This is a genomic window from Leptotrichia sp. HSP-342, from assembly GCF_041199995.1.
GTDB lineage: Bacteria > Fusobacteriota > Fusobacteriia > Fusobacteriales > Leptotrichiaceae > Leptotrichia > Leptotrichia mesophila.
In genome coordinates this window covers 1,001,703-1,027,671 of record NZ_CP165646.1, presented here as the reverse complement: position 1 = coordinate 1,027,671, position 25,969 = coordinate 1,001,703, and the positions used below count along the sequence as shown (strand labels likewise).

The 25,969-nt window shown below is 29.7% G+C and carries 29 protein-coding genes; 5 read left to right on the top strand and 24 right to left on the bottom strand.

Features of this window, described 5'->3' with window-relative positions; all coding sequences use genetic code 11:
* Window positions 1–67: 67 nt before the first annotated feature.
* The 6 genes from AB8B23_RS05330 to AB8B23_RS05305 all read right to left on the bottom strand — a co-directional run bounded on the left by AB8B23_RS05330 (window position 68) and on the right by AB8B23_RS05305 (window position 7,428).
* Window positions 68–1,423 (bottom strand): sensor histidine kinase, encoded by a 1,356-nt coding sequence (locus AB8B23_RS05330; RefSeq protein ID WP_369713765.1) that lies wholly within the window; start codon window positions 1,421–1,423, stop codon window positions 68–70.
* A 37-nt stretch (window positions 1,424–1,460) separates the two neighbouring features.
* Window positions 1,461–2,144 (bottom strand): response regulator transcription factor, encoded by a 684-nt coding sequence (locus AB8B23_RS05325; protein ID WP_369713764.1) that lies wholly within the window; start codon window positions 2,142–2,144, stop codon window positions 1,461–1,463.
* A 15-nt stretch (window positions 2,145–2,159) separates the two neighbouring features.
* A complete protein-coding gene (locus tag AB8B23_RS05320; protein WP_369713763.1) occupies window positions 2,160–2,864 on the bottom strand; it encodes a UTRA domain-containing protein in 705 nt (234 codons plus the stop codon).
* 118 nt (window positions 2,865–2,982) lie between these two features.
* The gene (locus AB8B23_RS05315; protein WP_369713762.1) at window positions 2,983–4,314 is read right to left on the bottom strand and encodes a citrate/2-methylcitrate synthase; all 1,332 of its coding nucleotides are present in this window, start codon (window positions 4,312–4,314) and stop codon (window positions 2,983–2,985) included.
* 9 nt (window positions 4,315–4,323) lie between these two features.
* Window positions 4,324–5,325 (bottom strand): isocitrate/isopropylmalate dehydrogenase family protein, encoded by a 1,002-nt coding sequence (locus tag AB8B23_RS05310; RefSeq protein ID WP_369713761.1) that lies wholly within the window; start codon window positions 5,323–5,325, stop codon window positions 4,324–4,326.
* Between the two features lie 123 nt (window positions 5,326–5,448).
* Window positions 5,449–7,428: an aconitate hydratase gene (locus AB8B23_RS05305; RefSeq protein WP_369713760.1), complete on the bottom strand. Its 1,980-nt coding sequence runs from the start codon at window positions 7,426–7,428 to the stop codon at window positions 5,449–5,451.
* A 215-nt stretch (window positions 7,429–7,643) separates the two neighbouring features.
* On the opposite strand from AB8B23_RS05305, the gene AB8B23_RS05300 reads away from it, so the two are divergent.
* The gene (locus AB8B23_RS05300) at window positions 7,644–8,042 is read left to right on the top strand and encodes a transposase (protein WP_369713904.1); all 399 of its coding nucleotides are present in this window, start codon (window positions 7,644–7,646) and stop codon (window positions 8,040–8,042) included.
* A gap of 8 nt (window positions 8,043–8,050) precedes the next feature.
* On the opposite strand, the gene AB8B23_RS05295 is transcribed toward AB8B23_RS05300, so the two are convergent.
* The gene (locus AB8B23_RS05295; protein WP_369713759.1) at window positions 8,051–8,746 is read right to left on the bottom strand and encodes a phosphatase PAP2 family protein; all 696 of its coding nucleotides are present in this window, start codon (window positions 8,744–8,746) and stop codon (window positions 8,051–8,053) included.
* Window positions 8,747–8,915: 169 nt separating this feature from the next.
* Here AB8B23_RS05295 and AB8B23_RS05290 point away from each other — a divergent pair, with 169 nt between their 5' ends.
* Window positions 8,916–9,563: a response regulator transcription factor gene (locus AB8B23_RS05290; protein WP_369713758.1), complete on the top strand. Its 648-nt coding sequence runs from the start codon at window positions 8,916–8,918 to the stop codon at window positions 9,561–9,563.
* On the top strand, window positions 9,560–10,861 hold the full coding sequence (locus AB8B23_RS05285) for a HAMP domain-containing sensor histidine kinase (protein WP_369713757.1): 1,302 nt from the start codon (window positions 9,560–9,562) through the stop codon (window positions 10,859–10,861). Before AB8B23_RS05290 ends, AB8B23_RS05285 begins: the two co-directional genes overlap by 4 nt.
* Before the next feature lie 68 nt (window positions 10,862–10,929).
* Here AB8B23_RS05285 and AB8B23_RS05280 read toward each other — a convergent pair whose 3' ends face one another.
* The 6 genes from AB8B23_RS05280 to AB8B23_RS05255 all read right to left on the bottom strand — a co-directional run bounded on the left by AB8B23_RS05280 (window position 10,930) and on the right by AB8B23_RS05255 (window position 16,099).
* Window positions 10,930–12,069 (bottom strand): S1C family serine protease, encoded by a 1,140-nt coding sequence (locus AB8B23_RS05280; RefSeq protein WP_021744033.1) that lies wholly within the window; start codon window positions 12,067–12,069, stop codon window positions 10,930–10,932.
* Window positions 12,070–12,240: 171 nt separating this feature from the next.
* On the bottom strand, window positions 12,241–12,516 hold the full coding sequence (locus tag AB8B23_RS05275) for a YggT family protein (protein WP_369713756.1): 276 nt from the start codon (window positions 12,514–12,516) through the stop codon (window positions 12,241–12,243).
* Between the two features lie 30 nt (window positions 12,517–12,546).
* Window positions 12,547–13,095: a CDP-diacylglycerol--glycerol-3-phosphate 3-phosphatidyltransferase gene (pgsA, locus tag AB8B23_RS05270; protein ID WP_369713903.1), complete on the bottom strand. Its 549-nt coding sequence runs from the start codon at window positions 13,093–13,095 to the stop codon at window positions 12,547–12,549.
* A gap of 34 nt (window positions 13,096–13,129) precedes the next feature.
* Window positions 13,130–15,235, bottom strand: coding sequence for a polyribonucleotide nucleotidyltransferase (gene pnp / locus AB8B23_RS05265; protein WP_369713755.1), 2,106 nt, complete (start codon window positions 15,233–15,235; stop codon window positions 13,130–13,132).
* A gap of 392 nt (window positions 15,236–15,627) precedes the next feature.
* Window positions 15,628–15,969, bottom strand: coding sequence for a hypothetical protein (locus tag AB8B23_RS05260; protein WP_369713754.1), 342 nt, complete (start codon window positions 15,967–15,969; stop codon window positions 15,628–15,630).
* The gene (locus tag AB8B23_RS05255; RefSeq protein WP_419950754.1) at window positions 15,950–16,099 is read right to left on the bottom strand and encodes a hypothetical protein; all 150 of its coding nucleotides are present in this window, start codon (window positions 16,097–16,099) and stop codon (window positions 15,950–15,952) included. Before AB8B23_RS05255 ends, AB8B23_RS05260 begins: the two co-directional genes overlap by 20 nt.
* 170 nt (window positions 16,100–16,269) lie before the next feature.
* On the opposite strand from AB8B23_RS05255, the gene AB8B23_RS05250 reads away from it, so the two are divergent.
* Together AB8B23_RS05250 and AB8B23_RS05245 are read left to right on the top strand one after the other, a co-directional pair.
* Entirely contained in the window at window positions 16,270–16,431 is a 162-nt protein-coding gene (locus AB8B23_RS05250; protein WP_369713753.1) for a hypothetical protein, read from the top strand.
* A 288-nt stretch (window positions 16,432–16,719) separates the two neighbouring features.
* Entirely contained in the window at window positions 16,720–16,878 is a 159-nt protein-coding gene (locus tag AB8B23_RS05245) for a transposase (RefSeq protein WP_369713752.1), read from the top strand.
* A 96-nt stretch (window positions 16,879–16,974) separates the two neighbouring features.
* Here the strand turns inward: AB8B23_RS05245 and AB8B23_RS05240 are convergent, their stop codons facing one another.
* The 11 genes from AB8B23_RS05240 to AB8B23_RS05190 all read right to left on the bottom strand — a co-directional run bounded on the left by AB8B23_RS05240 (window position 16,975) and on the right by AB8B23_RS05190 (window position 25,935).
* Window positions 16,975–17,346, bottom strand: coding sequence for a transposase family protein (locus AB8B23_RS05240; protein ID WP_369713751.1), 372 nt, complete (start codon window positions 17,344–17,346; stop codon window positions 16,975–16,977).
* Window positions 17,285–17,536, bottom strand: a complete 252-nt coding sequence (locus AB8B23_RS05235; protein ID WP_369713750.1) for a hypothetical protein — start codon at window positions 17,534–17,536, stop codon at window positions 17,285–17,287. The genes AB8B23_RS05240 and AB8B23_RS05235 overlap by 62 nt, the downstream gene beginning before the upstream one ends.
* Window positions 17,537–18,310: 774 nt before the next feature.
* Window positions 18,311–18,907 carry a recombination mediator RecR gene (gene recR, locus AB8B23_RS05230; protein ID WP_369713749.1) on the bottom strand — a complete coding sequence of 199 codons (597 nt, stop codon included), beginning with the start codon at window positions 18,905–18,907 and terminating at the stop codon, window positions 18,311–18,313.
* Between the two features lie 89 nt (window positions 18,908–18,996).
* On the bottom strand, window positions 18,997–19,221 hold the full coding sequence (locus tag AB8B23_RS05225) for a hypothetical protein (protein ID WP_369713748.1): 225 nt from the start codon (window positions 19,219–19,221) through the stop codon (window positions 18,997–18,999).
* Window positions 19,222–19,253: 32 nt separating this feature from the next.
* Window positions 19,254–19,769, bottom strand: a complete 516-nt coding sequence (locus AB8B23_RS05220) for a hypothetical protein (protein WP_369713747.1) — start codon at window positions 19,767–19,769, stop codon at window positions 19,254–19,256.
* A 140-nt stretch (window positions 19,770–19,909) separates the two neighbouring features.
* On the bottom strand, window positions 19,910–20,722 hold the full coding sequence (locus AB8B23_RS05215) for a hypothetical protein (RefSeq protein WP_369713746.1): 813 nt from the start codon (window positions 20,720–20,722) through the stop codon (window positions 19,910–19,912).
* 212 nt (window positions 20,723–20,934) lie between these two features.
* A complete protein-coding gene (pykF, locus tag AB8B23_RS05210) occupies window positions 20,935–22,356 on the bottom strand; it encodes a pyruvate kinase PykF (protein ID WP_039901448.1) in 1,422 nt (473 codons plus the stop codon).
* A gap of 127 nt (window positions 22,357–22,483) precedes the next feature.
* Window positions 22,484–23,446, bottom strand: coding sequence for a 6-phosphofructokinase (pfkA, locus tag AB8B23_RS05205; RefSeq protein WP_369713745.1), 963 nt, complete (start codon window positions 23,444–23,446; stop codon window positions 22,484–22,486).
* Window positions 23,447–23,698: 252 nt separating this feature from the next.
* Window positions 23,699–24,928, bottom strand: coding sequence for a DUF4272 domain-containing protein (locus AB8B23_RS05200; RefSeq protein WP_369713744.1), 1,230 nt, complete (start codon window positions 24,926–24,928; stop codon window positions 23,699–23,701).
* A 28-nt stretch (window positions 24,929–24,956) separates the two neighbouring features.
* Window positions 24,957–25,382, bottom strand: a complete 426-nt coding sequence (locus AB8B23_RS05195) for a hypothetical protein (protein ID WP_039901442.1) — start codon at window positions 25,380–25,382, stop codon at window positions 24,957–24,959.
* A 49-nt stretch (window positions 25,383–25,431) separates the two neighbouring features.
* A complete protein-coding gene (locus tag AB8B23_RS05190) occupies window positions 25,432–25,935 on the bottom strand; it encodes an NUDIX hydrolase (RefSeq protein WP_369713743.1) in 504 nt (167 codons plus the stop codon).
* Window positions 25,936–25,969 lie beyond the last annotated feature (34 nt).

The window sequence follows — 25,969 nt, the reverse complement described above, 5'->3', positions numbered from 1 at the left end:
ATTTTGTATATTATCCGCTATTTATCACTATTTTAGAGTGTAAAAAATTTTTTGATTTTTTCAGATTTTATAAAATTATTGTAAAAGTTGTCCCTTTCCCAAGTTCGCTTTCCACAAAAATCTCTCCTTTATGTAGTTCTATAATTTTTTTTACCATTGAAAGCCCGAGTCCTGAATTATCACCATTTTTAGACGGATCTACTTGATAAAATCTTAGCCATATCTTATCCAGCTTGTCTTCCGAAATGCCTATTCCATCATCTGAAATTTTACTGACAATCCTATTTTCTTGAAGAAATAATTCAACTGTAACTGTTCCATTCTGTTTTCCATACGAAATTGCATTTGAAATTAGATTTGTAAAAACTCGCATAATCATCATTTCATCAATACTTGCATAAATTTCAGGCATTATATTTGTAACAAATTTTATATTTTTAGTATTTGCACTTAAAGTCTGAGTTTCAATAATCATTTCTAGCAATTCACTTAAATTGATGTTTTCGATATTCAGTTTTTGTCTTCCTCGTTCCATTCTAGCTAAAGTTAGTAATTGCGAGACTAGTTTTGACATTTTTTGCCCTTCTTTTTCAATAATTCCAAAGGATTTTTGTGCATCTTCGACTGAACTTATCGAGTCTTTCCCGTACTCCGCCTGTGTCAAAATTACTGTAATCGGTGTTCTTAATTCATGCGAAACATCCGAAGTAAACTGAATTTCATTTTCAAAAGATGTCTGAAGCCTATCGAACATTACATCAAAAGTATTTGCAAGTGTGTGAAGCTCATCATCGCCTTTTCCAAGATTTATTCGCTGTGACAAGTCATTTCCTTCGTTGATTTTTTCTGCAATTCTTCTAATCTTTTCAATTGGCGTAAAGGCATTTTTTGTAATAATGTAGCCTCCAATTGCTGAAAGTATAAGGAAAAATGGCAAAATTACAAAGGAAATCTGAATAACTGTTTCAATGGCACTTGATTGTCCAATATTAGGCATTACTCCTCGAATCCATACTTTTCCATAATTTCCAAGTTCAATTGTCTTGTTATAGACATACCATTTCTGATTATTGCTTCTAATAATCATAATTTTATCATCCTTTGACTTTCTATTATCCATCTCAAATCCATTTGGTGAATTTCCATAAAGGAATTTAAAATCCTTGTCATAAATGGCAATTTCCACATTCTGAATCATTGTATCAAAGTTGCTGTCAATTATAATTTCTCCATTTTTTATAGTCAAATAGTCAAGCCTATGAATTACTACATCTTTTAGATAAGTTCGTACACTTGAATGGATAATATTTTCACTGATATAAAAAACTATAGCCAGTGATGAAAAGACAAGCAAAATCATAATTCCCATGTACCATAAACCAATTTTTAACTTTATTGAACTGTTATTAAAAAATCTTTTCATTGTTTATTTTTATTCCTTTTTATTTAAGATTTAAAACCTATTCAGCCTTTAACACATAGCCGACTCCACGAATTGTATGAATTAATTTAGGTTCAAAATCCTTGTCAATTTTTCTTCTTAAATATCTGATATAGACATCTATCACGTTTGTACCGCCTTCATAGTCATAATTCCATATATGCTGCTCAATTTGTTCTCTTGAAAGCACACGCTCTTTATTTCTAATCATATATTCCAAAATTGTAAATTCCCTAGTTGACAGCTTTATCGGCGTTTTATCTCGAAAAACATCGTGAGAGTTGCAATTAACTGTTAAATTTGCAATTGAGAATATATTACTTGCATTTGAATTACTGCTTAACGGATTTCTTCTTAAAAGCACTCTTATTCTTGCCATCAGTTCATCAAAAGCAAATGGTTTTACTAAATAATCGTCAGCTCCATAGTCAAGCCCCTTTACCCTGTCCTCTATTCCATCTCTTGCAGTCAATAATAAAACAGGTGTTTTTATTTCTTTCTCCCTTATTCTTCTTAAAATTTCAAATCCATCTATCCCAGGAAGCATAATATCAGAAACAATAACATCATATTCAACAGAAAAAATATAGTCCAGCGCATCATTTCCATTAAAACAGCTATCCACACAATATTTTTCCAATACTAGCTTTTTTACAATTATATCATTCAGATTCTTTTCATCTTCAATTACTAAAATTCTCACAAATTTTCACCTTGCCTATCTTTTTGCCACTGTTGAAAAAACGAATTTATCTGGCCTATATAAATTTACGCCATACTGAAACAATGTTCCATTAGACAGATAAGTATGGCTTTCAATCACAACAACTAGATTAAAGTCTTTTAAATCCATATATTTTTTTTCATCTTCAGTAGCATATCTAAATTTTATATCTCGTCGTGAATGGGATATTTTTAGATGTAATTTTTTTTCAAGATAATCGTAAATTGAACTTTCTACAATTTTTTTATCTAAAAATGGTACGATTCGCTTATCAAAATAAGTCTTTTCATATTCGAGTGCTTCCCCATCCAAAACTCTTGTACGTAAAACCCTATAAAACAAAGCTTCTTCAGATACTTCAAAAATTCTCATAAGTTCAGAGTCTCCCTGAATAAGTCTCAAATCAATGAGATTGGTTTTTATATTAATATTTTCAATTTGATTTAGTTCCTTTGAAGTACGTAAATTTGACAGGCTATTTTTAAATCTTCCATTCTCAAGAACCATCGAATTTTTTCCTTTGATTTTCTGAATATATCCATCCAGTTCAAGCATTGACAAGGCTTTTCTTATCGTATCTTTTGAATATGAATATTTTCGTGCAAGTTCAGATTCGCTTTTTAAAAATTCTCTTGCCTTAAATGTCCCATTTGTAATCTTTTCCTTTATATCATTGTAAACTTCCTTATATTTACTCACTGGTGTAACTCCTTTCAAGAAACATCAATTTTATTATATCTCATAAATTGCAAAATGACAATGAAAAAATAGATAAAAAAAACAAGGAGAATAAAATTTTCTCCCTGTTCCAAAAAAATTATAAAAATATATTTCCATCTTCATCAATTGCTTTATATGCTGGACGAATTAATTTTTTATCAACAAGAATCTGCTCCATCCTGTGTGCATTCCAGCTCGCTATTCTCGACAACGCAAATAATGGTGTAAATATATTCTGTGGAATATTCAGAAGTTTGTACACAAATCCTGAATACAAATCAACATTTGCACAAATTTCAAAATCTTTGCCTTTTAATTCTTTTCCTATTTCTTTCGTAAATTTTTCAACATTTGAAAAAAGTTGAAATTCTTCAAGCGCATCTTTTTCCTTTGCCAGTTCGTAAGCCTTTTTTTTCAAAATTTCAGCACGTGGATCTGAAACTGTATAAACTGCATGTCCCATTCCATAAATTCGTCCTGTCTTATCAAATACTTTTTTTTCAAATATTTTTTTTAAATATTCTTTCAATTTTATTTCATCATAAGGATTGGAATTTTTTTTCATATCCTTTATCATTTTTGTAACCATCGAATTTGCTCCACCATGCATAGGCCCTTTTAACGAACCAATTGAAGCAGAAATTGAAGAATAGGTATCTGTCCTTGTGGAAGAAATTACGTGCGAAGTGAATGTTGAATTGTTTCCACCACCGTGTTCTGCATGTATAACTAAAATTAAGTCCAGTATTTCAGATTCCAGTTTTGTAAATTTGCTGTCGTTTCTAAGCATATGAAGAATATTTTCAGCAATGCTGTATTCCTCCATTGGATTATGAATTATCAAACTCTTTTTAAAATGCTTATAATTGCATGCCTGATAACAGTATACTAATAAACTTGGAAATTTTGCAATTAAATTTAAAGACTGATCTATTAAATTTGATAAACTCACGTCATCCGGATTTTCATCCAACGTGTACAGGCATAAAACAGCTCTTTGAAGATGATTCATTATATCTGTGCTAGGTTTTCGCAAGATAAAATCCTCTATAAATTCATCCGGCAAGTGCCTATACTCTTTCAACGTGCTTACAAACATTTTTAATTCGAAATTAGAAGGAACTTTTCCAAAAAGTAGCAAAAACATCGTTTTTTCAAAGCAAAATGTCTTCTCCTCCTCAAACTGCTCAACAAGCTTGTCAATCGAAATTCCTCTATAATAAAGCTTCCCTTTTTCTGGAATCTTTTTCCCTTTTTTGTTTACCGAATACCCTAAAACTGAACCAATTTTAGTTAATCCAACCAGAACCCCTGTACCATTTTTATTCCTAAGCCCTCTTTTCACATCAAGCTTATTATAAATATCGTCTGAAATCGAATTATTCAGATTAAATAACGTGCCGAGCTCATTTATAAAATCACTTTTCATAATGCCCTCCTATCCTAAATTTTCAATAATTTTTTTTGTAAATTCAGTCGTTGTAGCATTTCCACCCAAATCTTTCGTTTTACACCCTTCTTCCAATGTCTTTAAAATAGCATTTTCTATATTTTCTGCAAAATCATTCAGCTTTAAATATTTTAGCATTTCTAATGAAGATAGCAGCAATGCCAAAGGATTTGCCTTATTTTCCCCCGCAATATCCGGTGCAGAGCCATGCACAGCTTCAAAAATAGCTATATCATCTCCAATATTTGCTCCCGGGGCAACTCCCAGTCCCCCTACAAGTCCAGCCACTAAGTCCGATAAAATATCTCCATATAAATTCATCGTAACAATTACTCTAAATCTTTCTGGATTTGTAACAAGCTGCATACACATATTATCAACAATAAGCTCTTCCAGTTCAATTCCTTCATAACTTTTTGAAACTTCTCTTGCAATTTCCAGAAACATTCCATCTGTAAATTTCAGTATATTTGCCTTATGTACAACTGTAACTTTAGAAAGTCCGTTATTTTTTGCATATTCAAATGCACTTCTTATAATTCGTTCGCTTCCTTTCCTTGTAATTCGTTTTATAGCAATTGCACTTGTCTTTTCATCATTTTCATACTTTTCCTCACCAATATAAATTCCTTCAGTATTTTCTCTAAAAATTGCTAAATTAATATTTTCATACCGAGTCTTAATTCCCGGTAAATTTCTTGAGGGTCTAAAATTTGTATATAAATCATATTTTTTTCTAAGATACACATTTATACTTCTAAACCCTTTCCCAATCGGTGTAGTAATCGGCCCTTTTATAGCAATTTTATTTTTTTCAACGCTTTTATAAAGGCTGTTTGGTATTAATTCTCCTGTTTTCTCATAAACATCTGCTCCTGCATTTTCAGTTTCAAATTCAATTGGAACTTTAGCAGCCTTAAAAATTTCCACTAAACTTTCAGATATTTCATATCCAATCCCATCTCCAGGTATTAATGTTACTTTCTTCATAAAAAATCACTCTTCCTATTCTATTTTTCTATACGATTAAAACTTTAAAATTCAAAAATTGAAAGTAATTTTCTCAATTTCTATGTTTTTACCAACTTAATTTTGAACAATAAAGCCAAAATCTTAACTTAAAAACTCATCACTTGTTGCAAATTTCAAGTATCCTCCAAATTTTAAGATTTTAAGTTCTCTCTCTGAACCATTGAATTTTGCAGGAAATTCAGTATTTTTAGTAATATTTTTTATTATAAATCTTCCATTTACCAATGAATTTAGAATGTCCGACAGCTGTAATTCATCGTATTCGTCAATTTTATCGTAATCTTCCACATTCTCAAATTCTAATGGTATAATTCCGCTGTTTATCAAGTTTGCCTTATGTATTCTTGCAAAGGATTTTGCAATAACTGCTTTTATACCAAGATAAAGCGGCAATAATGCAGCATGTTCACGGCTTGAACCTTGCCCATAATTTTCTCCTCCAACAACTATTCCGCCATTATTTTTTTCAGCTCTTTCCTTAAAATCTGGAATAATTGTTTCAAAGCAATGTTCGGATAATTTTGGAATATTTGAACGGAATGGTAGTAATGCGGCATTTGATGGACAAATATCGTCTGTTGTAATATTATCTCCCGTCTTTAAGATAACTTTCCGTGTAATACTGTCTTTTAACTCTTCTCCAATCGGAAATGGCTTAATGTTAGGTCCCATTACGATTTTTACTGCTTCTCTTTCCCTTTTTGCTTCTTCTTCATTTGGATTTGGGAAAATAAAATAGTTATCTGATATTTCGAATTTTTCAGGCTCTTCTACAATAATTTCTGCTCCCAATTCTCTAGGATCAGTCAAATATCCCGTAATTGCTGACGCAGCTGCCGTTTCTGTACTTACTAGATATACTCCAGCACTCATTGTTCCACATCTTCCCTTAAAATTTCTGTTAAATGTTCTAAGTGAAATTCCATCCGTTTTTGGCGCTTGCCCCATTCCAATACAAGGTCCGCACGCAGCTTCTAATAATCTTGCTCCAGCTGCTATAAACTTTGCCAATGCACCGTTTTCTGAAATCATTTTCATAATATTGCTTGAACCTGGCGATAATACAAGACTCACATCTGGATGAACTTTTTTCCCATCTAAAATTGCTGCAAGCTTCATAAAATCTGAATACGATGAATTTGTACATGAACCAATCGCAATCTGATCGACTTTTAATTTTTTGTCCTTTGGAATTTTATGTACATTGTCAGGACTATGAGGAAAAGCTGCAAGTGGTACCAGCTCATCCAAATTTACAACTAACTTATCATCATAAAACGCATTTTCATCAGGCAATAATTCTATAAAATCATCTCCCCGTGACTGTTTTTCCAAAAAAATTTTTGTATACTCATCGCTTGGAAAAATTGATGTTGTTGCCCCTAACTCAGCTCCCATATTTGTAATTGTTGCTCTGTCCTCAACTGATAGTGATTTAATCCCATCTCCAGTATATTCCATCACGTATCCAACTCCACCTTTTACTGTAAGCTGTTTCAAGACATACAAAATAACATCTTTAGCTGACACCCAAGGCTGTAATTTCCCTCTTAGCTCAATATTGTAAACTTTCGGAACTTTTAAATAATATAGTCCTCGCGCCATTCCAATCGCAACATCAAGTCCCCCAGCTCCAATTGCAAGCATTCCAAGTCCTCCTCCAGTTGGAGTGTGGCTATCTGATCCAATCAGTATTTTCCCAGGTTTTCCAAATCTTTCCAAATGTAATCTGTGACAAATTCCATTTCCCGGTTTTGAAAAAACTATGTTGTGCTTTTCAGCTGATGTTTTAATAAACTCATGATCATCTGCATTCTCAAAACTAGACTGCAGCATATTATGATCAACATAAGCCACAGAAATTTCAGTTGCAACTTTATCGACATCCATAGCATTTAACTGCAGATAAGCCATCGTTCCCGTGGAATCTTGTGTAAGTGTCTGATGAACTCTGACAGCAATTTCATTTCCGGCTTTCAATTCACCCTTTAAAAGATTTTTAGCTAAAATCTTATACGTTAAACTCATATTATTAGAGTTCAAATTTTTACTTATAGACATAATATTGCCCTCCTTACATAACTTTCAATTATACTTCCATTATATTACTAATCATTAATGGTGTCAACAATATATATTATATATTTTTTATATAATTGCATATATATTATAAATCTTTTATTTTAAGCTAATAAATACAGCCTTTTTGTATATTCAAATCTTGTTTCTTAATCAAACTTTTTATTATTTGAATATCAAATAAATTGTTTTGAAAAATATTATCAAAAAAAATTAATTTATATAAAAAAAGGAGATGTCCCTTTGCAGAAAAATGTAAAAAGATATCTCATAACAAAAAACTTTATGTAGCTGATAATTTTTTAAGATATAGAAAACAGTCACAGGAAAATATAACAACAGAAAAAGGGATAATACTTAGAATGAATAGAAGCATTCAGGTTGAAGGGGCATTTGGAGTGTTAAAACAGAACATGAAATTCAAACGCTTTAAATACCGTGAAAAATCTAAAACTAAAGTTGAAGTCATACTGTTTGCTATTGGCTATAATTTAAGAAAATATGTTCATAAAAAAATAAAAGCTGAACTCAAAATTTTAATCATTTTGAGACAGCCCCTTTTGTATAAATTTCAAGTAATTATTCTTCCTTGTTAAATTTTTGATTAATTGACTACTCCTAGTTTTTCTCTCTTTCGTTTAATTCTGCCTATCTTTTTAACTTTTTTACCATAAACAGAGTCTTTTACGAAACTGATTCCATGCATTCTATTGTACACAAATTTTGCAATAAAATATGAAATAATAATGCTGGCAATAACATCAGTAGTCCAATGATACACCAGATAAATACGGCTAATTCCTACTAAAAATCCTAAAAGAAATAATAACGTTTTGATATATCTACTTTTTATAAAAAAACTTAAAATCCAAATTGTTCCCCAAATAGTAATTGTATGCCCCGAAGGAAAAGAGGCGTAGTCACCTTCAAAAAGAAAGTTATTTTTTATTAAACTTAAAACTCCATAAAATTTCTCTGGATTTGCCGTTACTGAAGGTCTCGCTCTTCCAAACAAAAGTTTAAATAAATTTACAGTTATTTGAGTAAAAAATAAAGTAAAAAAGATACCTGTAATATATTTTTTAAAAATGTGGGATTTCTTTTTGTTTAAAAAAATAAACAAAAATAATATAAGAATTAATGATAATTCGAAATACCCTTCCCCAAATTTAGTAATTATACGAAAAAATTTTTCAATATTTTTAGAATTATAAAAAATACTAGACTTTGAAAAAAAAGATAAATGTTTAAAAAAGAATCTGTCAATAAAAAAAATATTATTAGTTAGTTGCAACGGCATCACCTTCTCCTATTTTGTTTTAGTTTAAATAAATTATAAAAAAATAAATTTGAATTATATCTTTTTATTTCACTTAATTTAAGATATAATATATTTGATGATGTAATAATACCATAAAAAGCAAATTAAAAAATGAATTTAACCTGAATAAATTTTAGAAAGAGGAAAGATGGGAAAAATACTGATTGTTGAAGATGATAAAAAAATATCACGAATTTTGAAATTACAGCTAGAACGAAAAAATCATGAAATAACAATACTTGAAAATGGAATTGACGCATTAAACGAAATTAATGGAAAAAGAGAGTTTTATGACTTAATTCTTTTAGATTTAGGGCTTCCTTCTATGGAGGGAAATGAAGTCTGTAAAAATGTTAGAAAAATATCAAAAGTCCCCATAATTGTCGTATCTGCTAAAAATAACGTAGAAGAGAAAGTTGAATTGTTAAAATCTGGAGCAAGCGACTATGTTACCAAACCCTTTGATTTTTTAGAACTTGAAGCAAGGATTAATATAAATATTAGAAAAGAAAAAATTTCACAAATTATCTACAAAACTTTAAAATTAAATATGGAAAATTATTCCGCATCTTTGGAAAATACTCCTATTTTGCTTACAAAAACAGAATTTGAGCTAGTGAAATTGTTAATTGAAAATAAAGAAGAAATAGTTTTGCGTGATAAAATCGTAGAAAAAATATGGGGATGGGAAGCAAGCGACAATCTTCTTGATACAACAATAAAAAAAATTAGGCAAAAAATTGGAAAAGAAAAAATAAAAACTGTGAGAGGAATTGGTTATATTTTAAAAATATGAAAAAAATAAAAGATAAAATAATTATTGCAAATACAGTAAGCCTTGTTTTTATTTCATTTGTCATCATTTTGGCAATGACAATTTTTTTAATTCACACAGCTGTTGAAGCTGAAACTAAAGAAATGGATAAATTACTTCCAACTGTTATAAAAAAATTGGATGAAGTTCCTGACAATAAATTAAAAGAAACTTATAGAAATTATGATTATGCTGATAAAGAATACATTTCCCTTGCAGTCGAGAAAAATGGAAAATTTAGTTATTTATCAGATGATAAAGATAGTTTTAAGTTAAAAAAATTTGAGTCAAACAAACTTAAAACAAAATGGGATAGATTTATCTACAAAAAAATCTATACTGGACACAATGCAAAATACTATGCCATAAGAAATTTTGAATTTATGGAAGCACATGAACTTTTGTATGTTATGATTGCAATGTTTGTTCTAATAACAATTTCAATTGTCATAATTTCCAAAATTGTAGCAGAACATGTACTAAATCCGCTTTCAAATATAATTTCTCAAAGTAATGAAATGAGTAAACACAACATTAACATACAGTTAACAAAAAAGCGAGATGACGAAATTGGTGAACTGATTGATGTTTTAAATGAAACTTTTAATAAAAAAAAGGAAATTATAAAAAGCCAAAAAAATTTTACTTCAAACGTATCACATGAATTAAAAACACCACTTGCCATAATGAAAGGCTATCTTGATATACTGCAATGGGCAAGAGACGATAAAGATTTATTAAATGAAGCCATCGAAAATTTAAATCTTGAAGTAAAAAATATTGAAAGAATAATAAATACTTTGTTTCTAAATTCAAATCTTGAAAAAATAACTATAAAAAAAGAGATTACAAATGTAAAACAACTTTTCGAAAAAATAAAAAAAGATTACGAACTTTTAAATATAAAAAATAAAATTATAATAAAAGTAGATAATGAGATAAACATTTTTGTTGATAAAAATTTAATTTCAGAAGTTTTACGTGGATTAATTGATAATAGTATAAAATACTCTATCGGTAATATCGAATTACTTGTAAAAGAAGATGAAACAGTTGAAATTATTGTAAGAAATTATGGAGACAGGATTCCTGACGAAGAAAAGAAAAATTTATTTAATCGAAATTTTCAAGGTAAAAATGCTAAAAAAGGAGCAGGACTTGGACTTCCAATTATGAAAGATATAATATTACTAAATGATGGAGAAATTTATATAGAAAATAGAAAGGATGGAATTGATGTAAAAATTCAATTTGCAAAAATTAATTACGAAAATAAATAAATAATAAAATAAAAAACAGGCTATCTCACAATATTTTGGGAAAGCCTATTTTTATAATTGATAATTTTTTATCTTCTTTGCTGAGTTCTTTGTTGCTGATAGTTAAACGCTTCCAATTTCATAGAAATATTTTTTTCAGTTCCATTTGATACTACTTTTAAGTTAACTGTTTCACCAATTTTTTTAGCCGCAATTTCTCCAATAAATGATCCTGCTGACGTTACACGTTTTCCATTGATTTCAAGAATTAAATCATTAACTTTTAATCCATATTTTGCTGCTGGCGAATTTGGATAAATTTGTTGAATCAAAATACCTGTTGAATATGAAATTCTTCTTTCTTTTTTCAATTCAGGAGTTAAATCAAGCACTGAAATCCCAATATATGGACGTTCATATTTACCATTTTTTATTATAGAGTCTTTTACATTTTCAGCCAAGTTTGATGGAATTGCAAAACTTAATCCAACACTTCCACCATTTGGAGAATAAATGGCAGTGTTTACACCAATAACATCCCCATTAATGTTAAGAAGCGGTCCACCACTATTTCCCTGATTAATAGAAGCATCTGTCTGAATAAAATTTTCAACTTGTTCAATTCCAAGTGAACTTCTTCCAGAAGCTCCAACTACTCCAACAGTCATCGAACTGTTCAGTCCTAACGGATTACCAAATGCAATTGCCCAGTGTCCAATTTTTATATTATCTGAGTCGGCAAATTTTAATGGTTTAAATGTTCTGTTTGCATTTACTTTTAAAATTGCAATATCCACTTCTGGCGATGTTCCAACTAATTTTGCTAAATATTCATGCCCATCAGATAATTTTACATAAATTTCATCTGCTCCGTCAATAACGTGATTGTTTGTCATCATATATCCATCACTTGAAATTATAAATCCTGAACCTAAACTTCCTGATTCACGTCTTTGCTGTCTTCTCCCAGATGTTCCGAATAAAAATGCTTCAAGCGGGTTATAAGTTTCCACAACAATTGTTTTCTTAGTTCTAATATTTACAACTGAATCTTTCGCCTTTTCATAGACTGCTGAAAACGCATTTTGCGCACTGTACATATCTCCTGTAATATTTGTATTTTGAACAATTTGCTTATTATGCAAAATATCTGTATCTTTTGAAACTGCAGCTGTTGCTGTAAGTGCTGCCGCCATAAAAGATGTGGTCAAAAGTCTTTTTAATTTCATACTTTTAAAGTCTCCTCTTTCATAAAATTTATATTTTTTAGATTTTAAAACCTTTATAATGCTAGTTATTTTACTCCTCTTTTCTTAGAAAAAATAATATTCTCATTTTTTTTTATCTTAGTTTTTCTAAATTTTATTTAGTAAATGAGCAAAATTTTAATATTTTTATATTTAAAATGAGCCTAACAAAACGGTTCTTACAAAAATTTCTTTTATCAATTCCAAAATCATTAATCCTAGCATTGCCGAAATATCAAGATTCATACTTCCAATCGGAATTATTATTTTAAACATCCGTAAATATGGCTCTGTAACTTTTCTTACCCATTGAAAAAGTCCTATTTGATTATATGGATCAATCCAAGTTCCCAAAATATTTACTAAAATAAGAAGAGCATATAAATCAAACAGTTTTAATATCACTGCTATAACAATATCCAAAATCACACCTCCAAAAAATTTAAAAAGGTTATTATTTTATTTATTTAGAACATTTTTACATTTTACAACATATTCAACTCCTGAGACTATTGTTAATATAAGTGGAATAAGTAATAAAATATTATTTATTGTAAAACTGAAAGGTATTAAAATTATTAATGTAAGTGCTACCATCTGAGTCGCAGTCTTCCACTTTCCAAGACTTTCTGCTGCAATAACAACCCCTTCAGCTGCTACAATTGAACGAAGCCCTGTTATCATTAATTCTCTAAATATTATAACTATCACAAACCATAGGCTAATCTGACTAAATTTTGCAAGTGTCACTAAAGCCGAAATAACAAGAATTTTATCTGCTAAAGGATCTAGCAGTTTTCCTAAATTTGTAATCAAGTTATATTTTCTTGCAATTTTCCCATCATAATAATCTGTTATAGACGCTCCTACAAAGATAATCGTTGCAAATACTCTCATCGTCACAGAAACTGCTGTATTATCTGAAACTTCCAAAGCTAAACTTAAAAAAATGACAAATGGTATAACTAGAATTATTCTTAATATGGCTAATTTATTAGGTAAATTCATTTTCATACCTTTCACGCTCCTTTATAATATAATGTTATTGCTGCTGCAATGCCTTCATGCTTAAGTTAAATTTATCTTCACTTTCCATTGAAATTACCTTGACTCTGACATTTTGCCCTTCTTTTAAAGCATCTTCAGTTTTTTCCACTCTCTTATTGCTAATTTCAGAAATATGTAAAAGTCCTTCTTTTCCTGGCAACACTTCCACAAATGCACCAAATTTCATCAGTTTTGTAACTTTTCCTTCATAAATTTCATTTAACTCAACTGACTGAGTTTGTCTTTTAACAAGTTCTAAAGCTTTTTTCATATTTTCAGATTCTTTTCCGAAAATCGAAACAGTTCCGTCGTCTTCAATGTCTATCGAAACTCCAGTTTCATCAATAATTGCTCTAATAACTTTTCCTCCTGGACCAATAAGCCCAGCAATTTTATCAGGATTAATTTTAATAATCTCAATTTTTGGTGCATTTTCAGCAACTTGTGCTCTTGGCTCACTAATTACTGCCTCCATCTTATCAATGATGAACAATCTTCCTTCTAATGCCTGTCTTAAAGCGATTTCCATTATTTCTCTTGTAATTCCTTCAATTTTTATATCCATTTGAATTGCAGTAATTCCATTTTTCGTACCTGCAACTTTAAAGTCCATATCTCCAAGATGATCTTCAAGCCCTTGAATATCAGTAAGTACAGTAAATGTATCTCCTTCTTTTATAAGACCCATTGCAATTCCTGCAACTGTAGATTTTATTGGTACTCCAGCTGCCATTAATGCAAGAGACCCTCCACAAATTGAAGCCTGTGATGATGAACCATTTGATTCTGTAATTTCAGAAATAAGTCTTACTGTATATGGGAATTTTTCTGTATCTGGCATAACATATTTTAATGCTCTTTCAGCCAAATTTCCGTGTCCTAGCTCACGTCTTCCTGGTGCTCTCATAAATCCTGCTTCTCCAACTGAATATGGCGGGAAATTATAGTGCAGGAAGAATTTTTTACGTGTTTCATCTTCCATTCCGTCGATAATTTGCTCATCTTCCTTACTTCCAAGTGTTGCAACAACTAATGCCTGAGTTTCTCCACGTGTGAACAATGCAGAACCATGCGGCACTGGAAGTGTATCTATTTCCACATCAATTGGACGGATTTCAGTAGTTTGACGCCCGTCAGCACGGTATTGCTTGTATAAAATAGCATCTCTGACAAGTCTTTTTTCCACATCTCTATAATATTTCTTAAATTCTTTTTCAAGATTTTCATCAATTTCTTTATCTTCATTTTCAAGTTTTTGAACATATTTTTCAAAAAGTTCTATTTCTAAGTTATCAATCGCTTCATATTTTTCGAGTTTACCTGGTGTCATTATAGCCTTTTCAACTTCATTTTCAAAACTGTCAATAAATTCCTTGATTTCAAAATCTACTTCCTTTTTCTCAAATTCATATTTCTGAATTTCAAATTGTGCAAGGAATTTATCCTGTTCAACACAAATTTCCTTAATTCTTTCATGCCCAAACATAATCGCTTCCAGCATAACTTCCTCAGAAACTTCCTTAGCTCCAGCCTCTACCATTGTTACAGCGTCTTTTGTCCCTGCGACTGACAATTGAATTTTACTTTCTAATAATTGTTCTCCTGTTGGATTTAAGATGTATTCTCCATTAATGTATCCAACTGTAACTCCAGCCACAGTTCCTGCAAATGGAATATCTGATAATCCTAAAGCAGTAGAAACTCCAATTGTAGCAAGATTTTCAGGATAATTCACTTCATCATATGAAAGCACCGTAACTACAATGTGTACTGCATTCAAAAATCCTTCTGGAAATAAAGGTCTAATTGGTCTGTCAATCAATCTTGAAATCAAAATTTCATCAGTTCCTGGCTTAGTTTCCCTTTTTATAAATCCGCCTGGAAATTTTCCAGATGCATAAAATTTTTCGATATAATCAACTGTTAAAGGGAAAAAATCTTGTCCTTCCCTAACATCCTTACTTCTAGTCGCTGTAACCAAAAGTACTGTTCCTCCACATTGAACAACAACAGATCCCCCAGCTTGACGTGCAATTTTCCCTGTACTTATTTTAATTTTCTGGTTTCCTAAATTAAAACCATAAATTTTCTCTTCAAACATTTTTCCTCCTAAAATTTCTTTTTTTTAAGAAGGGAGCAAATAATAGTAAAATCTTTTATCATTTTCCCAATAAAAAACTTTACAATTACTTACTCAAAATACCTTCTTAAAATTTTTTTAATTATACCATTTTTTATAAATTTTTACAAATCTTTTAAAAATCAGGCACGACAAACGCATGAATATTTTAAACTATTTCTTTATATTTATCTATTTTTTAACAACAACTTTTCTATAATATCAAAAAATAATTTTAAATATCTTCTTACATTTAATGATATATCTCCTTACTGCTTTTATAAATTCCTCTACTCCTCCTGCTATATTGATTATGTAGTATCTTCTATGTTTCTGTTTTTTCCCGTCTGCTTCCGTGGCTAAAATTGATGCACCTATCCCCGTTTCTTCCCTATCTTCCTTATGATTTCTTTTTGAGTTTCTATTGCGTCTATTGTGACTATATATCCTTTTATTGAGATTTTATCAAGCAGACGTAATATCGCTTTTATCTTATTCTCTTTTCCTTCAGTTGCTACTTGTGAATAGTATATCTCATCTTCTTTTGAATATGAAGATACTATATCTAATGGGCTATTGTTTTTATTTCTCATCCTGTTCAAAGATTTTTCGTCAATGTTCAATATCCTTCTTATTTTTTTATCTTCTCCTAAAATTTTTAGTTCCATCCTTTTTGTCAAAAGAACTTCTGTAACTTCAGACTCTATTGTAGTCATGATCCTTTGAATAGTATCGTGTGAAAGAAATCTCCAAGTATCTTTTTAATGCTTTAAGATACAGTTTTTCAAATTCTTCAATTTCTTCCCAATATTCAACATTTGTAAGCATAACAAAAAGAGTAATCACAATAATGTTACATAATTTGTGTTTTATTTTTAAAGTCTGTCGTTTGTATATACTAACAATTCTTTTAGATTTTGGTTATCTTCTGACATTTTTAGCAGCTTTAATGATATTATGCCTCTTTTATAGTATTATGTTTTTGCCAAAAGAACATAAGAAAGAAATTTGTATTTATGCAAAATAATTTTACCACATTTAGACCAGAAATAAAAGGAGTAAAAATAGAAAAAGTTGTACTTGTCTGTAATATCTATCATGTATACGGAACAAGATATGATATAAGACTGAACCACTGTAACAGAAGAATGAATCTGACTACAGGACTGTTAATGTAAGCAGCCTATGTTACAGAAATAGGAGAGTTATACTTCATATAGAAAAGCAGAAACAGGAACTGTATAATCTCAAATGAAGTGAAGGATGGCATAAGAAGGAAGCTTTCAGAGATAAAGTCATTCACTCAGATAAGAAGAGAAGAAAATATAAGCATATCAACTGTCATGAGGATATTTCATGACATTGAAGTTCAAAAAAGGAAACTGGACTATGAGAACGTCTATCTTGATGAATTTAAAGCTAATAAAAGTATTAATTGGTAATATATGATACAAACCATGTCCTGATTGAACCAGAAATCATCAACTATAAGAAAATTACTGCTCTGTCATTCAAACAGAATAAAGAAAGTTGGAATGAAAATGTTCATACAGTTTAGAAATACAGTATACTCCTATCTTCCACATACTGATATTATAGCAGACAAGTATCATGTCATAAGGTAGGCGAACTGGATGATAAGGGATAAAGGAATACATTAAGTTAATAGAAACATTATCAAACAGGAAAAAAGAAATTAAGTAATAGACCTGTTCGATAACCTATAGTTGAAAATTATAAATTGCACAAATTAACGAAAATCTCAGGGCAAATTTTCTTCTCTTGTTTCTATATCGTGTAGACACTATCCTAAATTTCGTGATATGCCTGTTCACATGTTCTATGTAAATTCTACGTCTTGAAATAATTGAATTGTATTTTCTATCCTTTTTAGTTAATTTATGCTTTTTTGTCGATTTTTTAGGCACCAAGCTGTTGACGTGTATCTTATCTATGCCTATGTATCCCTTGTCGGCAATTAAAAGGACATCTTTTGAAAAATACACACGACCTCTACAGAACAGCCTGAAGTCATGAACGCTCCCGTGTGAAAACGAGGCGTTGAGTATCCTTAAATCCTTTTCGTCTGCCACTATCTGAGCCTTTATCGTATGTTTTTTCCTTCTCACAGATAGTACTTTTTGCAACACCATATTCAAAGGCAATATTTTCCATAGTTCTATAGTCACGATAGCATGAAAGCATGATTACAAGTCTGTCAAGAACAGACAGTTTTGATGGATGTCCGCCTCTTAAATGTTCAATTCTGTATGCCTCGTTCAAAATTTCAGCATTTTATCAAAAGTGTTCTTTTCAATGCCAAAAATTTTCTGATAGTTTTCTTCTTTAAGTTTCTTTATTCTTTCAACATTATTTATCATTTTATTACCAGTATTATTATACCTTGATATTGTTCTTTACGCAAGGTTGTCAAACAGGTCTAATATACGAAAATATAATATAAATAATGAATTTGTAGAAGGAGAAAATAACAAGATAAAATCTTATGGGATAAAAAAATTCGACAATCTTAAAAACTTTATTATACTTAGAATTTCTTAAGGTTATCAAACTTTTTACATCTCCCACACTTAAAAAAGAGCCTGAAAAAAATTATAGAAAAAGAATTTTAAATTTTATTATGAAATCGAAAAAACAAAAACGTTATTTCAATTCAACATGAATCCCAACATATTGTACGGATGGATAAAGCTTAACAAGGAAATAGGGAGGGCTTTTATCAAGAAAGTGCAAAAGAAAATTTAAGATGCCTAATCCTGAAAAACTTAATCAATATATGAAAATCCCAAAAATTCAGACAAAATACAGAGAGACAATGGAAAGTGAATTTTTTGAATAATGACAAGAATATTAGAAAAATAATTAAAAAAACGGGACATTATCTATCATTTCATCCACTGTATTCATCGGATTTAAACTCAATAGAAAAAGAAGAAATAAGATAATTTGATTTTAAATAGGTTTTGGTATAACACTAAACATTTTAAATGTCTACTTGTTTCTCAAATTTTCAAACCATATATATTTAAACACAACTTAATCTAAATCATCTACATTAACTCTACCCTCAAGCGATCTCCCCAGCGTCGCCATATCCGTGTATTCAATATTTCCACCCATTGGAATTCCACTGGCGATTTTAGAAATCTTGACATTTTTTTCTTTCAGGAATTTTGTCAAATATAGGCTTGTAGTTTCACCTTCCAAGTCAGGATTTAAAGCCAGTATAACTTCCTTTACATCTCCATTTATCCTATTTATTAGCTTTCTTAAATTCAAATCTTCAATTGTAACTCCATTTAGTGGATCAATTTTTCCACCAAGCACGTGATAAAGTCCATTATAAGTTTCAGACTTTTCAAATGCAATTACATCTCGCACTCCTTCAACAACGCATATCACTTCCTTGTCCCTTTTCTCATTGGCACAAATTTCACAAATATCGTTTTCAGATAAGTTTCCGCAAATTTCACAATGTTTAATATTAGCATGTGAATCTTTTATTATTTCAAGCATTCTATCAATATCAGCTTTACTTCTATCAAGTACATCAAATGCAATTCTAGCTGCACTTTTTCTACCAATTCCTGGCAATTTTGCAAAAACATCTATCAAATCATCAAGTTTTTTCACTTCTTTATTCCTTTCTTGTACTAAACCTTACTTAAATAGGAATAGTTTTAAATCTTTTTATTTTATAATATTAAAATCTTCTATTTCTTTTATTCTAAATTCAACTCTTTAGTAAGTTCAAAAATTTCTCTTTGCAAAATGTTTTCAAATTCATTTATATTTATATTTTTTTCTATAAATTTTTCATATTCACCAACTTTTTCAAATGTGTATTCGAGATTTCTATATGGATTATTTTTGAAGTATTGATAAATTTGATTCAAATTTTTTAACTCAATTTTTTCTTCGTCAGGTTTATAATTTTTTATATCCATTATAAATGGACGTGAAATTTCATCTGTTCTTATTATGATATAATCGAAAAAGATTTTTTTGTTTGTGTCTCATAATCAATTCCCAATGTATAATAATCGCTATAAGAACTTCTTCCCATTTCCGTTTCGAGCATGATGTCATTTATAAATAACATTTTTTTTATTTTCTCTATTTTTTTTCTTAGTTTATTCTCTTTTAAAATCTCTTGCCTCAAATTTTCAAAATACGGATAATCATTTCTAAATTCGCCTATGAAAAAAGTTTTTTTAAAATTTGATAAATCAATATCTATTTTTTTTAGGGTGCTTTCTCCTAGCCCTTGTTTCCAGCTATCCATTTCTTCTGCCACAAACACTCCTCTAGTAGTACATTTCATATCTACGGGAATGCAATAACCTCTTATTTTTTGAATTTCCATTCCAGATTTCAATTTATCTTCAATAAGAGGAAAATATCGATAATATATTATTTTATCCAGTTTTGTTGGTTCAGAAAACATCATTATCTGCAATGCGAAAAAATACAGAATAATTTTTTTAATTCTCATTTTAATTTCACTCCTCCACATTTTTTAGTTTAACCCCAATTTTTCAAATAATTCTACAATTTCTCTGTTTAATTCAAAATAAAAATTTGTTTCATAAATTTCTTTTTCCAAAAATTTATTATTAAAATCCTCTATTTCTTTTATTGCAAATCCAACTCTTTAGTCAGTTCATAAATCTCTCTTTGTAATGCAACTTCTAATTCATTTTTATCTATATTTTCCTCTATAAAATTTTCATATTCATCAAATTTTTCACTTGCATAATCAATATTTCTATATGAATTATTTTTGAAGTATTGATAAATCTGATTTAAATTTTTTACTTCAGTTTTTACTTCATCAGGTTTATAATTTTTTATATCCATTATATATGGATGTATAATATCAGCACCTTTTATGACAATATAATGTGAAAAATTTCTTCCAAAATCGTCATAATTTTTTTCGATAACTGGAATGGTATAACAACAATCTACTATCATATTTCTAAATTGTCTTGTGTCATCAATCGCATCATAAACCACTAACATTTTTTTTATCTTATTTATACTTTCTTGTATCCTGTAATCTTTTAATGTTATCGAATCTATCTTATTGAATTTGGGATAATTTTCTTTAAAATCAACATCGCCATATGACATTGCTTTAAAAGTTGACAGATTAATATTTATTTTTTTTATAGCATCCACTTTTAATCTTTCAGGTTCGTATTCATCTTCTGATTCAAATTCATAATATTTAGGTATAAATATAAATCCTTTACATATATGATCAGTATTTTTATGTGTTAAACAATAGCCTTTCAGTCTTTGAATTTCAAGTCCCGATTTTATTTCTTGATTAATAACTGGATAGTAATTATAAAACACTGTAGTGCGTAATGTCTCTCTAGTTTTAGAAAAAGTTAATATTTGAAATATTATCAAATATAGTATAGTTTTTATAATTCTCATCTTATCTCACCTTCTCATTATATATTGCACGTTTTGGAAAATCATTTTCCTCTTCCAGCCCACGTTCAAGTTAATTTCCCTGCCATATCAAACTTTTTAACAACATTATTTTATCGTATACAAATAAAGGGAAAAGGCATAAGACCGTTTCCCTCATAAAATATTTATAATTACTTGTTGTGTGTGATGCGGTTAAATAATCAGATTTTTAATTATTCTCCAACTCTTTCTACTCTGAATGTATTAGTTGTTCCTTCTTTAGAAATTCCAGTTACCATTACTACTAAATCACCTTTGTTAGCTTCTTCATGGTTAGCTGCAATTTCTCTTGCTTTTGTGAAGAAATCATCTGTTTTATCTAATCCTTTTGCTACGTAAGCTCTAACTCCTCTCACTAATGCCAACTGTCTTGCAGTTTGTTCGTTGTCAGTTAAAGCGATAATTGGTACAGTTGGTCCATATTTTCTAATCATTCTTGGCGCTCTACCAGTTTTTGTCCAACATACAATTAATTTAGCATCTAATGCATGAGAAGTACTTACTGCACCACTTGAAATTGCTTCTGTAACAGAAATTTCTGATCCATCTGGAGTTTCAACTGTTTTAAATTTCTTGAATTCATCTGTTCTTTTTGAAATAGTAGCCATCATTTTAACAGCTTCTACCGGATATTTACCTTTTGCAGATTCTCCTGATAGCATAACTGCATCTGTACCATCCAAAATAGCGTTAGCAACATCTCCTGCTTCCGCTCTTGTAGGACGTGGGTTTCTGATCATTGAATCTAACATTTGTGTTGCTGTAATAACTGGTTTTCCAACTTTGTTACATTTTCTAATCATCATTTTTTGCATAAATGGAACTTCTTCAGCAGGTACTTCTACTCCTAAATCTCCTCTGGCAACCATGATTGCATCACTTAATTCCAAGATTTCATCAAAGTTATCAACACCTTCTTGGCTTTCAATTTTTGAAATAATTTGAATATTTTTTCCACCATTGTCATCTAAGACTTTTCTTACTTCAGCAACGTCAGATGCTTTTCTTATGAATGAAGCTGCTACAAAGTCAACACCTTGTTCACAACCAAATTTCAAGTCAGCAATATCTTTTTCAGCTAATGCTGGCAATCCAACTGAAACATCCGGCAAGTTTACACCTTTAGTTTCTCCTAATTCTCCAGTATTTGTAATAACACAATGAACTTCTCCAGCTGCTTTATCAACACTTTCAACTTTTAATCCAACTAAACCGTCATCTAATAATACTGTTGTTCCTTCATACAAGTCATCAACAATTCCAGGATAAGAAACTGCAAATTTTTCAGCATTTCCAACGAAAGAGTAGTCAGTAGTAATAGTTACTTTTTTACCAGTTTCTAATAATACGTCTTTTCCACCTTCTAATTTTCCAGTTCTGATTTCAGGCCCTTTAGTATCTAATAAAATTCCTATTTCCTTACCTGTTTTTTTCATTACTTCTCTAATATTTTTAATTCTTGCTCCATGTTCTTCAAAATCACCATGAGAAAAGTTTAATCTCATTACGTTCATTCCGCTTTCTACTAATTTTGTCAACATTTCAACACTTTCAGTTTTTGGACCAATGGTACAAACAACTTTAGTCATTTTAATTTTCATTTTTCCTCCTAAAATTTGATATTTAAAATTTCATTGTATTATTTTATCAATGAACTCTTACTTCCGTAAGAAATATTCATTTATTTTTTTAAACTGTTAAACCTAAAAAAGATTTTAACAATTATAATGATAACATATTTGCTATTGCATAATCAGAAGCAGATGCTTTAGAATAGTTTTCCCAAGCGTAAGATAATTTATGAGTTGTTACCTCTTCACTTTGAATTCCAACCATTAATCCACCTTTTCCTTCTTCGATAAGCTCAACCGCTCTTACTCCTAATCTTGTTGCTAATATTCTGTCAAATGCTGTTGGTGCTCCACCTCTTTGAATATGTCCTAAGATTGTAACTCTTATATTTGTATCAACTTTTTTAGCTAATTCATTCTTAATATCCATAATATTTCCAACACCTTCTGCAACTACGATTATATCGTACAATTTACCTTCTGCACGTCTTTTTTTGATTACTTCGGCTATTTTATCGATAGAACTTTGAGCTTCTGGGATCATTACTCCACTTGCTCCTCCTGCTATTGCAGAATAAAGAGCTAAATCTCCACAGTTTCTTCCCATTACTTCAACTAAGTATGTTCTTTCGTGTGAAGTTGCTGTATCTTTTAATTTAGAAATAGCATCTAAAATTATATTTAATGCTGTATCATAACCAACTGTATAGTCAGTTCCCGCTACGTCATTATCAATTGTTCCAGGTATTCCAATTGTTTTAATACCATGTTCCTCATACAAATAGTGTGCTCCATGAAATGATCCATCTCCACCGATTACAACTAATCCGTCAATTCCATATTTTTTTAAATTAGCCGCCGCTTTTGCTCTAACTTCAGGATCCTTAAATTCTGGCAATCTTGCTGATAATAAAATTGTTCCTCCTTTATCAGCAATTCCGCTTACATCTAACAATGTCAATGGAAAAATCTGATCTTCAAGCATTCCTTTGTATCCTCTTCTTATACCATAAACTTCCATTCCTTTGTTTATAGCAGCTTTAGTGACAGCTCTTATCGCTGTATTCATCCCCTGTGAATCTCCTCCACTTGTTAAGATTGCGATTTTCTTCATCTTAAATTTTCTCCTTCTACACATTATAATTACAAAAATTTCTTTTAAATTCTATGTTTTAATATTATCATTTTTGAAATCTATTGTCAATTAATTTTTCAAATTATTTTATTATACGCCCCTTTTTTTAATTAAATCTGTTTAATAGTCTAAATTTTTATTTAAAATTAATTAGTTTGATTATTAACTATTTTTAGGTTTTTATAAAAATAAAAAAATTATAAATAAAAATTTTTAACCAACATTATAAATTTATGTGTGGATTATAATTTCTTCCATATTTTTTCCATCTTGAACTACCCATTCCAAAGCAAGCCTGCTAAAATACACAATACTCTCATTTACAATTCTATCATACCCTTCTAGTTTTATCTCAACATTTGCCCAGTTTAACCTATATGTATAGTCTAGCATATCTAAAATCTTATTTTTTGAGCGTATCTCACACTTTCTTGCAAAAGATTTTAGTTTTTCGTATTTTAATCCATCTATAAACATAGAAACATCACAAAATGTATTAAAATCTTCAAATTCAATATCAATAAGCGATAATACCCATAACAGCATTTTTGCAGTTTCTAACATAAAATAAAATTCCAAGTTTAATTCCTTGTCATCTGATGGATTTTCCAGATAATTTTTTTCACGCTCTGATAAAATTTGCTTAAACTCGTATTTTTTTTCAAAAATATCAATAATTGCTTTTAATTCTTTTTGTCCATTTTCTTTTTTTTCAAGATAAGTTTCAGCGGCAAGACGTATCATCACTATTGCCACTATTCTTCTTATGATATCCCACTTTTTACATATCTGCACATTTGTTTCTGATATGTTTACTTCCATATTTTCATTATACGGAAAACTGTTCTGTTTTATTCTGTCTATATTTTTATTCTTTCTTTCAATATCATTGTTTGTTATTTCTAAATTATATTCAGTGAACATTTTTTCTGAAAGTGGCGGAATAAAATCTGAAACTTCCCATTTTTCAGGATTTTGAACCATCTTTCTATTGCCAAAGTGATAATGATTCAATCTCTTTTGTATAATAAATTTATGAAATTTTCCTAGAAAATTTACGGTTTTAGCCAATAATTTTTCTTCATCTTTCATTTCTTCCTTATCAACAGCCTCTACAGTTACAAATAGTTTGTTATATTTAGTAAGCTCTTCTTCACTTAGATTTCTAAAACTTTCTAAATTCAGTTTTTCTAAAAAGATTTCTATTCCTATTTTTTCTTTTAAGAGAAAATTTCTATCTGGATTTACGACTACCGTTATTTTTCTTCCATCATTTAGCTCAAAATAAAATTTCCTCGTTTTTTCAGTCAATTTATTCCCATCTTCTGTTGAAACTCTGCTAATTTCATCTGCATAAGTTTCTAAAAAACTTTTTACAAGCTCTATAGAGGATTTTTCATTTGAAAAACAGACACCTGACTGCACTTTTTTCTTTTTCTTAAAAAGATTCCATAAACCCATTCTTATTTCCCCTTTCATAGTATTATTTTTAACGTTTAAAATTATCAAGCTCTTTTTCAATAATTGAAATAACTGTCATATCTGCAGGTATCATACTTAAAATTTTCTGATACAGCTCCTCCCTCTTCTCACGGCATACTTGCAAAAATAATAAGCATTCATTCTTTTTCCTTAATTTTAAGCTATATCCATCATTCAAAAAGATATTAAAATTTATCGTTCTAAAAGTTCCCTGACGAATAAAAATCCTTGTTAAAACACACATCTTAACTTCATCAATATTAAAATATATCTGTTCTTTTTTTATTTTTTTTATAAAAGTGAATATAAATTCTCCACCCAATTCTTCTAAATTTTCTGCATTAAATCTAATCTTTTTCATAATTATCAAAAAAGTTATATAAATTAGATAAAAAATTAGTATTATTACAGGCAACGGCAAATAAATCTTCATAATCTCCTCCCTTCCTTTTTTAGTATAAAAGTCAATTTATAGATTAAAATTATTTAGCTTCTTTTGAAAAATAAGTTACTGCAAGTATTGTTTTCATATCTCTTGACACCTTTGTAATATCCTTCACATCGACCCATACTACTTCCACTTCTTCCCCATGGTCGAGTGACTGCTCTATAGGCTTAACATCATCAGATTTTAGTTTTGCACTGAAAAAATATAATCTTTCAGTTGTGTATCCTGGCGATACATATAGCCCTTGTGGCAATTCTTCAATATCTGTCACATCTTTTTCCAAATACCCAGTTTCCTCTTTCAGCTCTCTAAATGCAGCAACTCTAGGCTTCTCATTACCATCAATTAATCCAGCACAAACTTCAATTTCATAATCCTTAGACCCCGGACGAAATTGCTTTACTAATATTGCTTTTTCCTTACTCTCATTAAACAGGACAAAACAAACAGCATCAGATTTATCCAAATACTCCAAAGTTATCCCTGTCGTAGGATGTGTCATTTTTGAACCTTTTAAAAATCTAAAACTATTATCCATTTATTTTTTGTATGATAATAAAAAATACTTACCA

Bases quoted from the DNA above. Each gene is read 5' to 3' on its own strand.
- AB8B23_RS05215 (WP_369713746.1), bottom strand. From the start codon at position 20,722: ATGAGAATTATAAAAACTATACTATATTTGATAATATTTCAAATATTA.
- AB8B23_RS05200 (WP_369713744.1), bottom strand. From the start codon at position 24,928: ATGGGTTTATGGAATCTTTTTAAGAAAAAGAAAAAAGTGCAGTCAGGT.
- AB8B23_RS05190 (WP_369713743.1), bottom strand. From the start codon at position 25,935: ATGGATAATAGTTTTAGATTTTTAAAAGGTTCAAAAATGACACATCCT.
- AB8B23_RS05260 (WP_369713754.1), bottom strand. From the start codon at position 15,969: ATGACTACAATAGAGTCTGAAGTTACAGAAGTTCTTTTGACAAAAAGG.
- AB8B23_RS05285 (WP_369713757.1), top strand. From the start codon at position 9,560: ATGAAAAAAATAAAAGATAAAATAATTATTGCAAATACAGTAAGCCTT.
- AB8B23_RS05330 (WP_369713765.1), bottom strand. From the start codon at position 1,423: ATGAAAAGATTTTTTAATAACAGTTCAATAAAGTTAAAAATTGGTTTA.
- AB8B23_RS05310 (WP_369713761.1), bottom strand. From the start codon at position 5,325: ATGAAGAAAGTAACATTAATACCTGGAGATGGGATTGGATATGAAATA.
- AB8B23_RS05280 (WP_021744033.1), bottom strand. From the start codon at position 12,069: ATGAAATTAAAAAGACTTTTGACCACATCTTTTATGGCGGCAGCACTT.
- AB8B23_RS05195 (WP_039901442.1), bottom strand. From the start codon at position 25,382: ATGAAGATTTATTTGCCGTTGCCTGTAATAATACTAATTTTTTATCTA.
- AB8B23_RS05295 (WP_369713759.1), bottom strand. From the start codon at position 8,746: ATGCCGTTGCAACTAACTAATAATATTTTTTTTATTGACAGATTCTTT.
- AB8B23_RS05305 (WP_369713760.1), bottom strand. From the start codon at position 7,428: ATGTCTATAAGTAAAAATTTGAACTCTAATAATATGAGTTTAACGTAT.
- pnp (WP_369713755.1), bottom strand. From the start codon at position 15,235: ATGTTTGAAGAGAAAATTTATGGTTTTAATTTAGGAAACCAGAAAATT.
- pfkA (WP_369713745.1), bottom strand. From the start codon at position 23,446: ATGAAGAAAATCGCAATCTTAACAAGTGGAGGAGATTCACAGGGGATG.
- AB8B23_RS05250 (WP_369713753.1), top strand. From the start codon at position 16,270: ATGCAAAATAATTTTACCACATTTAGACCAGAAATAAAAGGAGTAAAA.
- pgsA (WP_369713903.1), bottom strand. From the start codon at position 13,095: ATGAATTTACCTAATAAATTAGCCATATTAAGAATAATTCTAGTTATA.
- AB8B23_RS05220 (WP_369713747.1), bottom strand. From the start codon at position 19,769: ATGAGAATTAAAAAAATTATTCTGTATTTTTTCGCATTGCAGATAATG.
- AB8B23_RS05315 (WP_369713762.1), bottom strand. From the start codon at position 4,314: ATGAAAAGTGATTTTATAAATGAGCTCGGCACGTTATTTAATCTGAAT.
- AB8B23_RS05290 (WP_369713758.1), top strand. From the start codon at position 8,916: ATGGGAAAAATACTGATTGTTGAAGATGATAAAAAAATATCACGAATT.
- AB8B23_RS05225 (WP_369713748.1), bottom strand. From the start codon at position 19,221: ATGGATATAAAAAATTATAAACCTGACGAAGAAAAAATTGAGTTAAAA.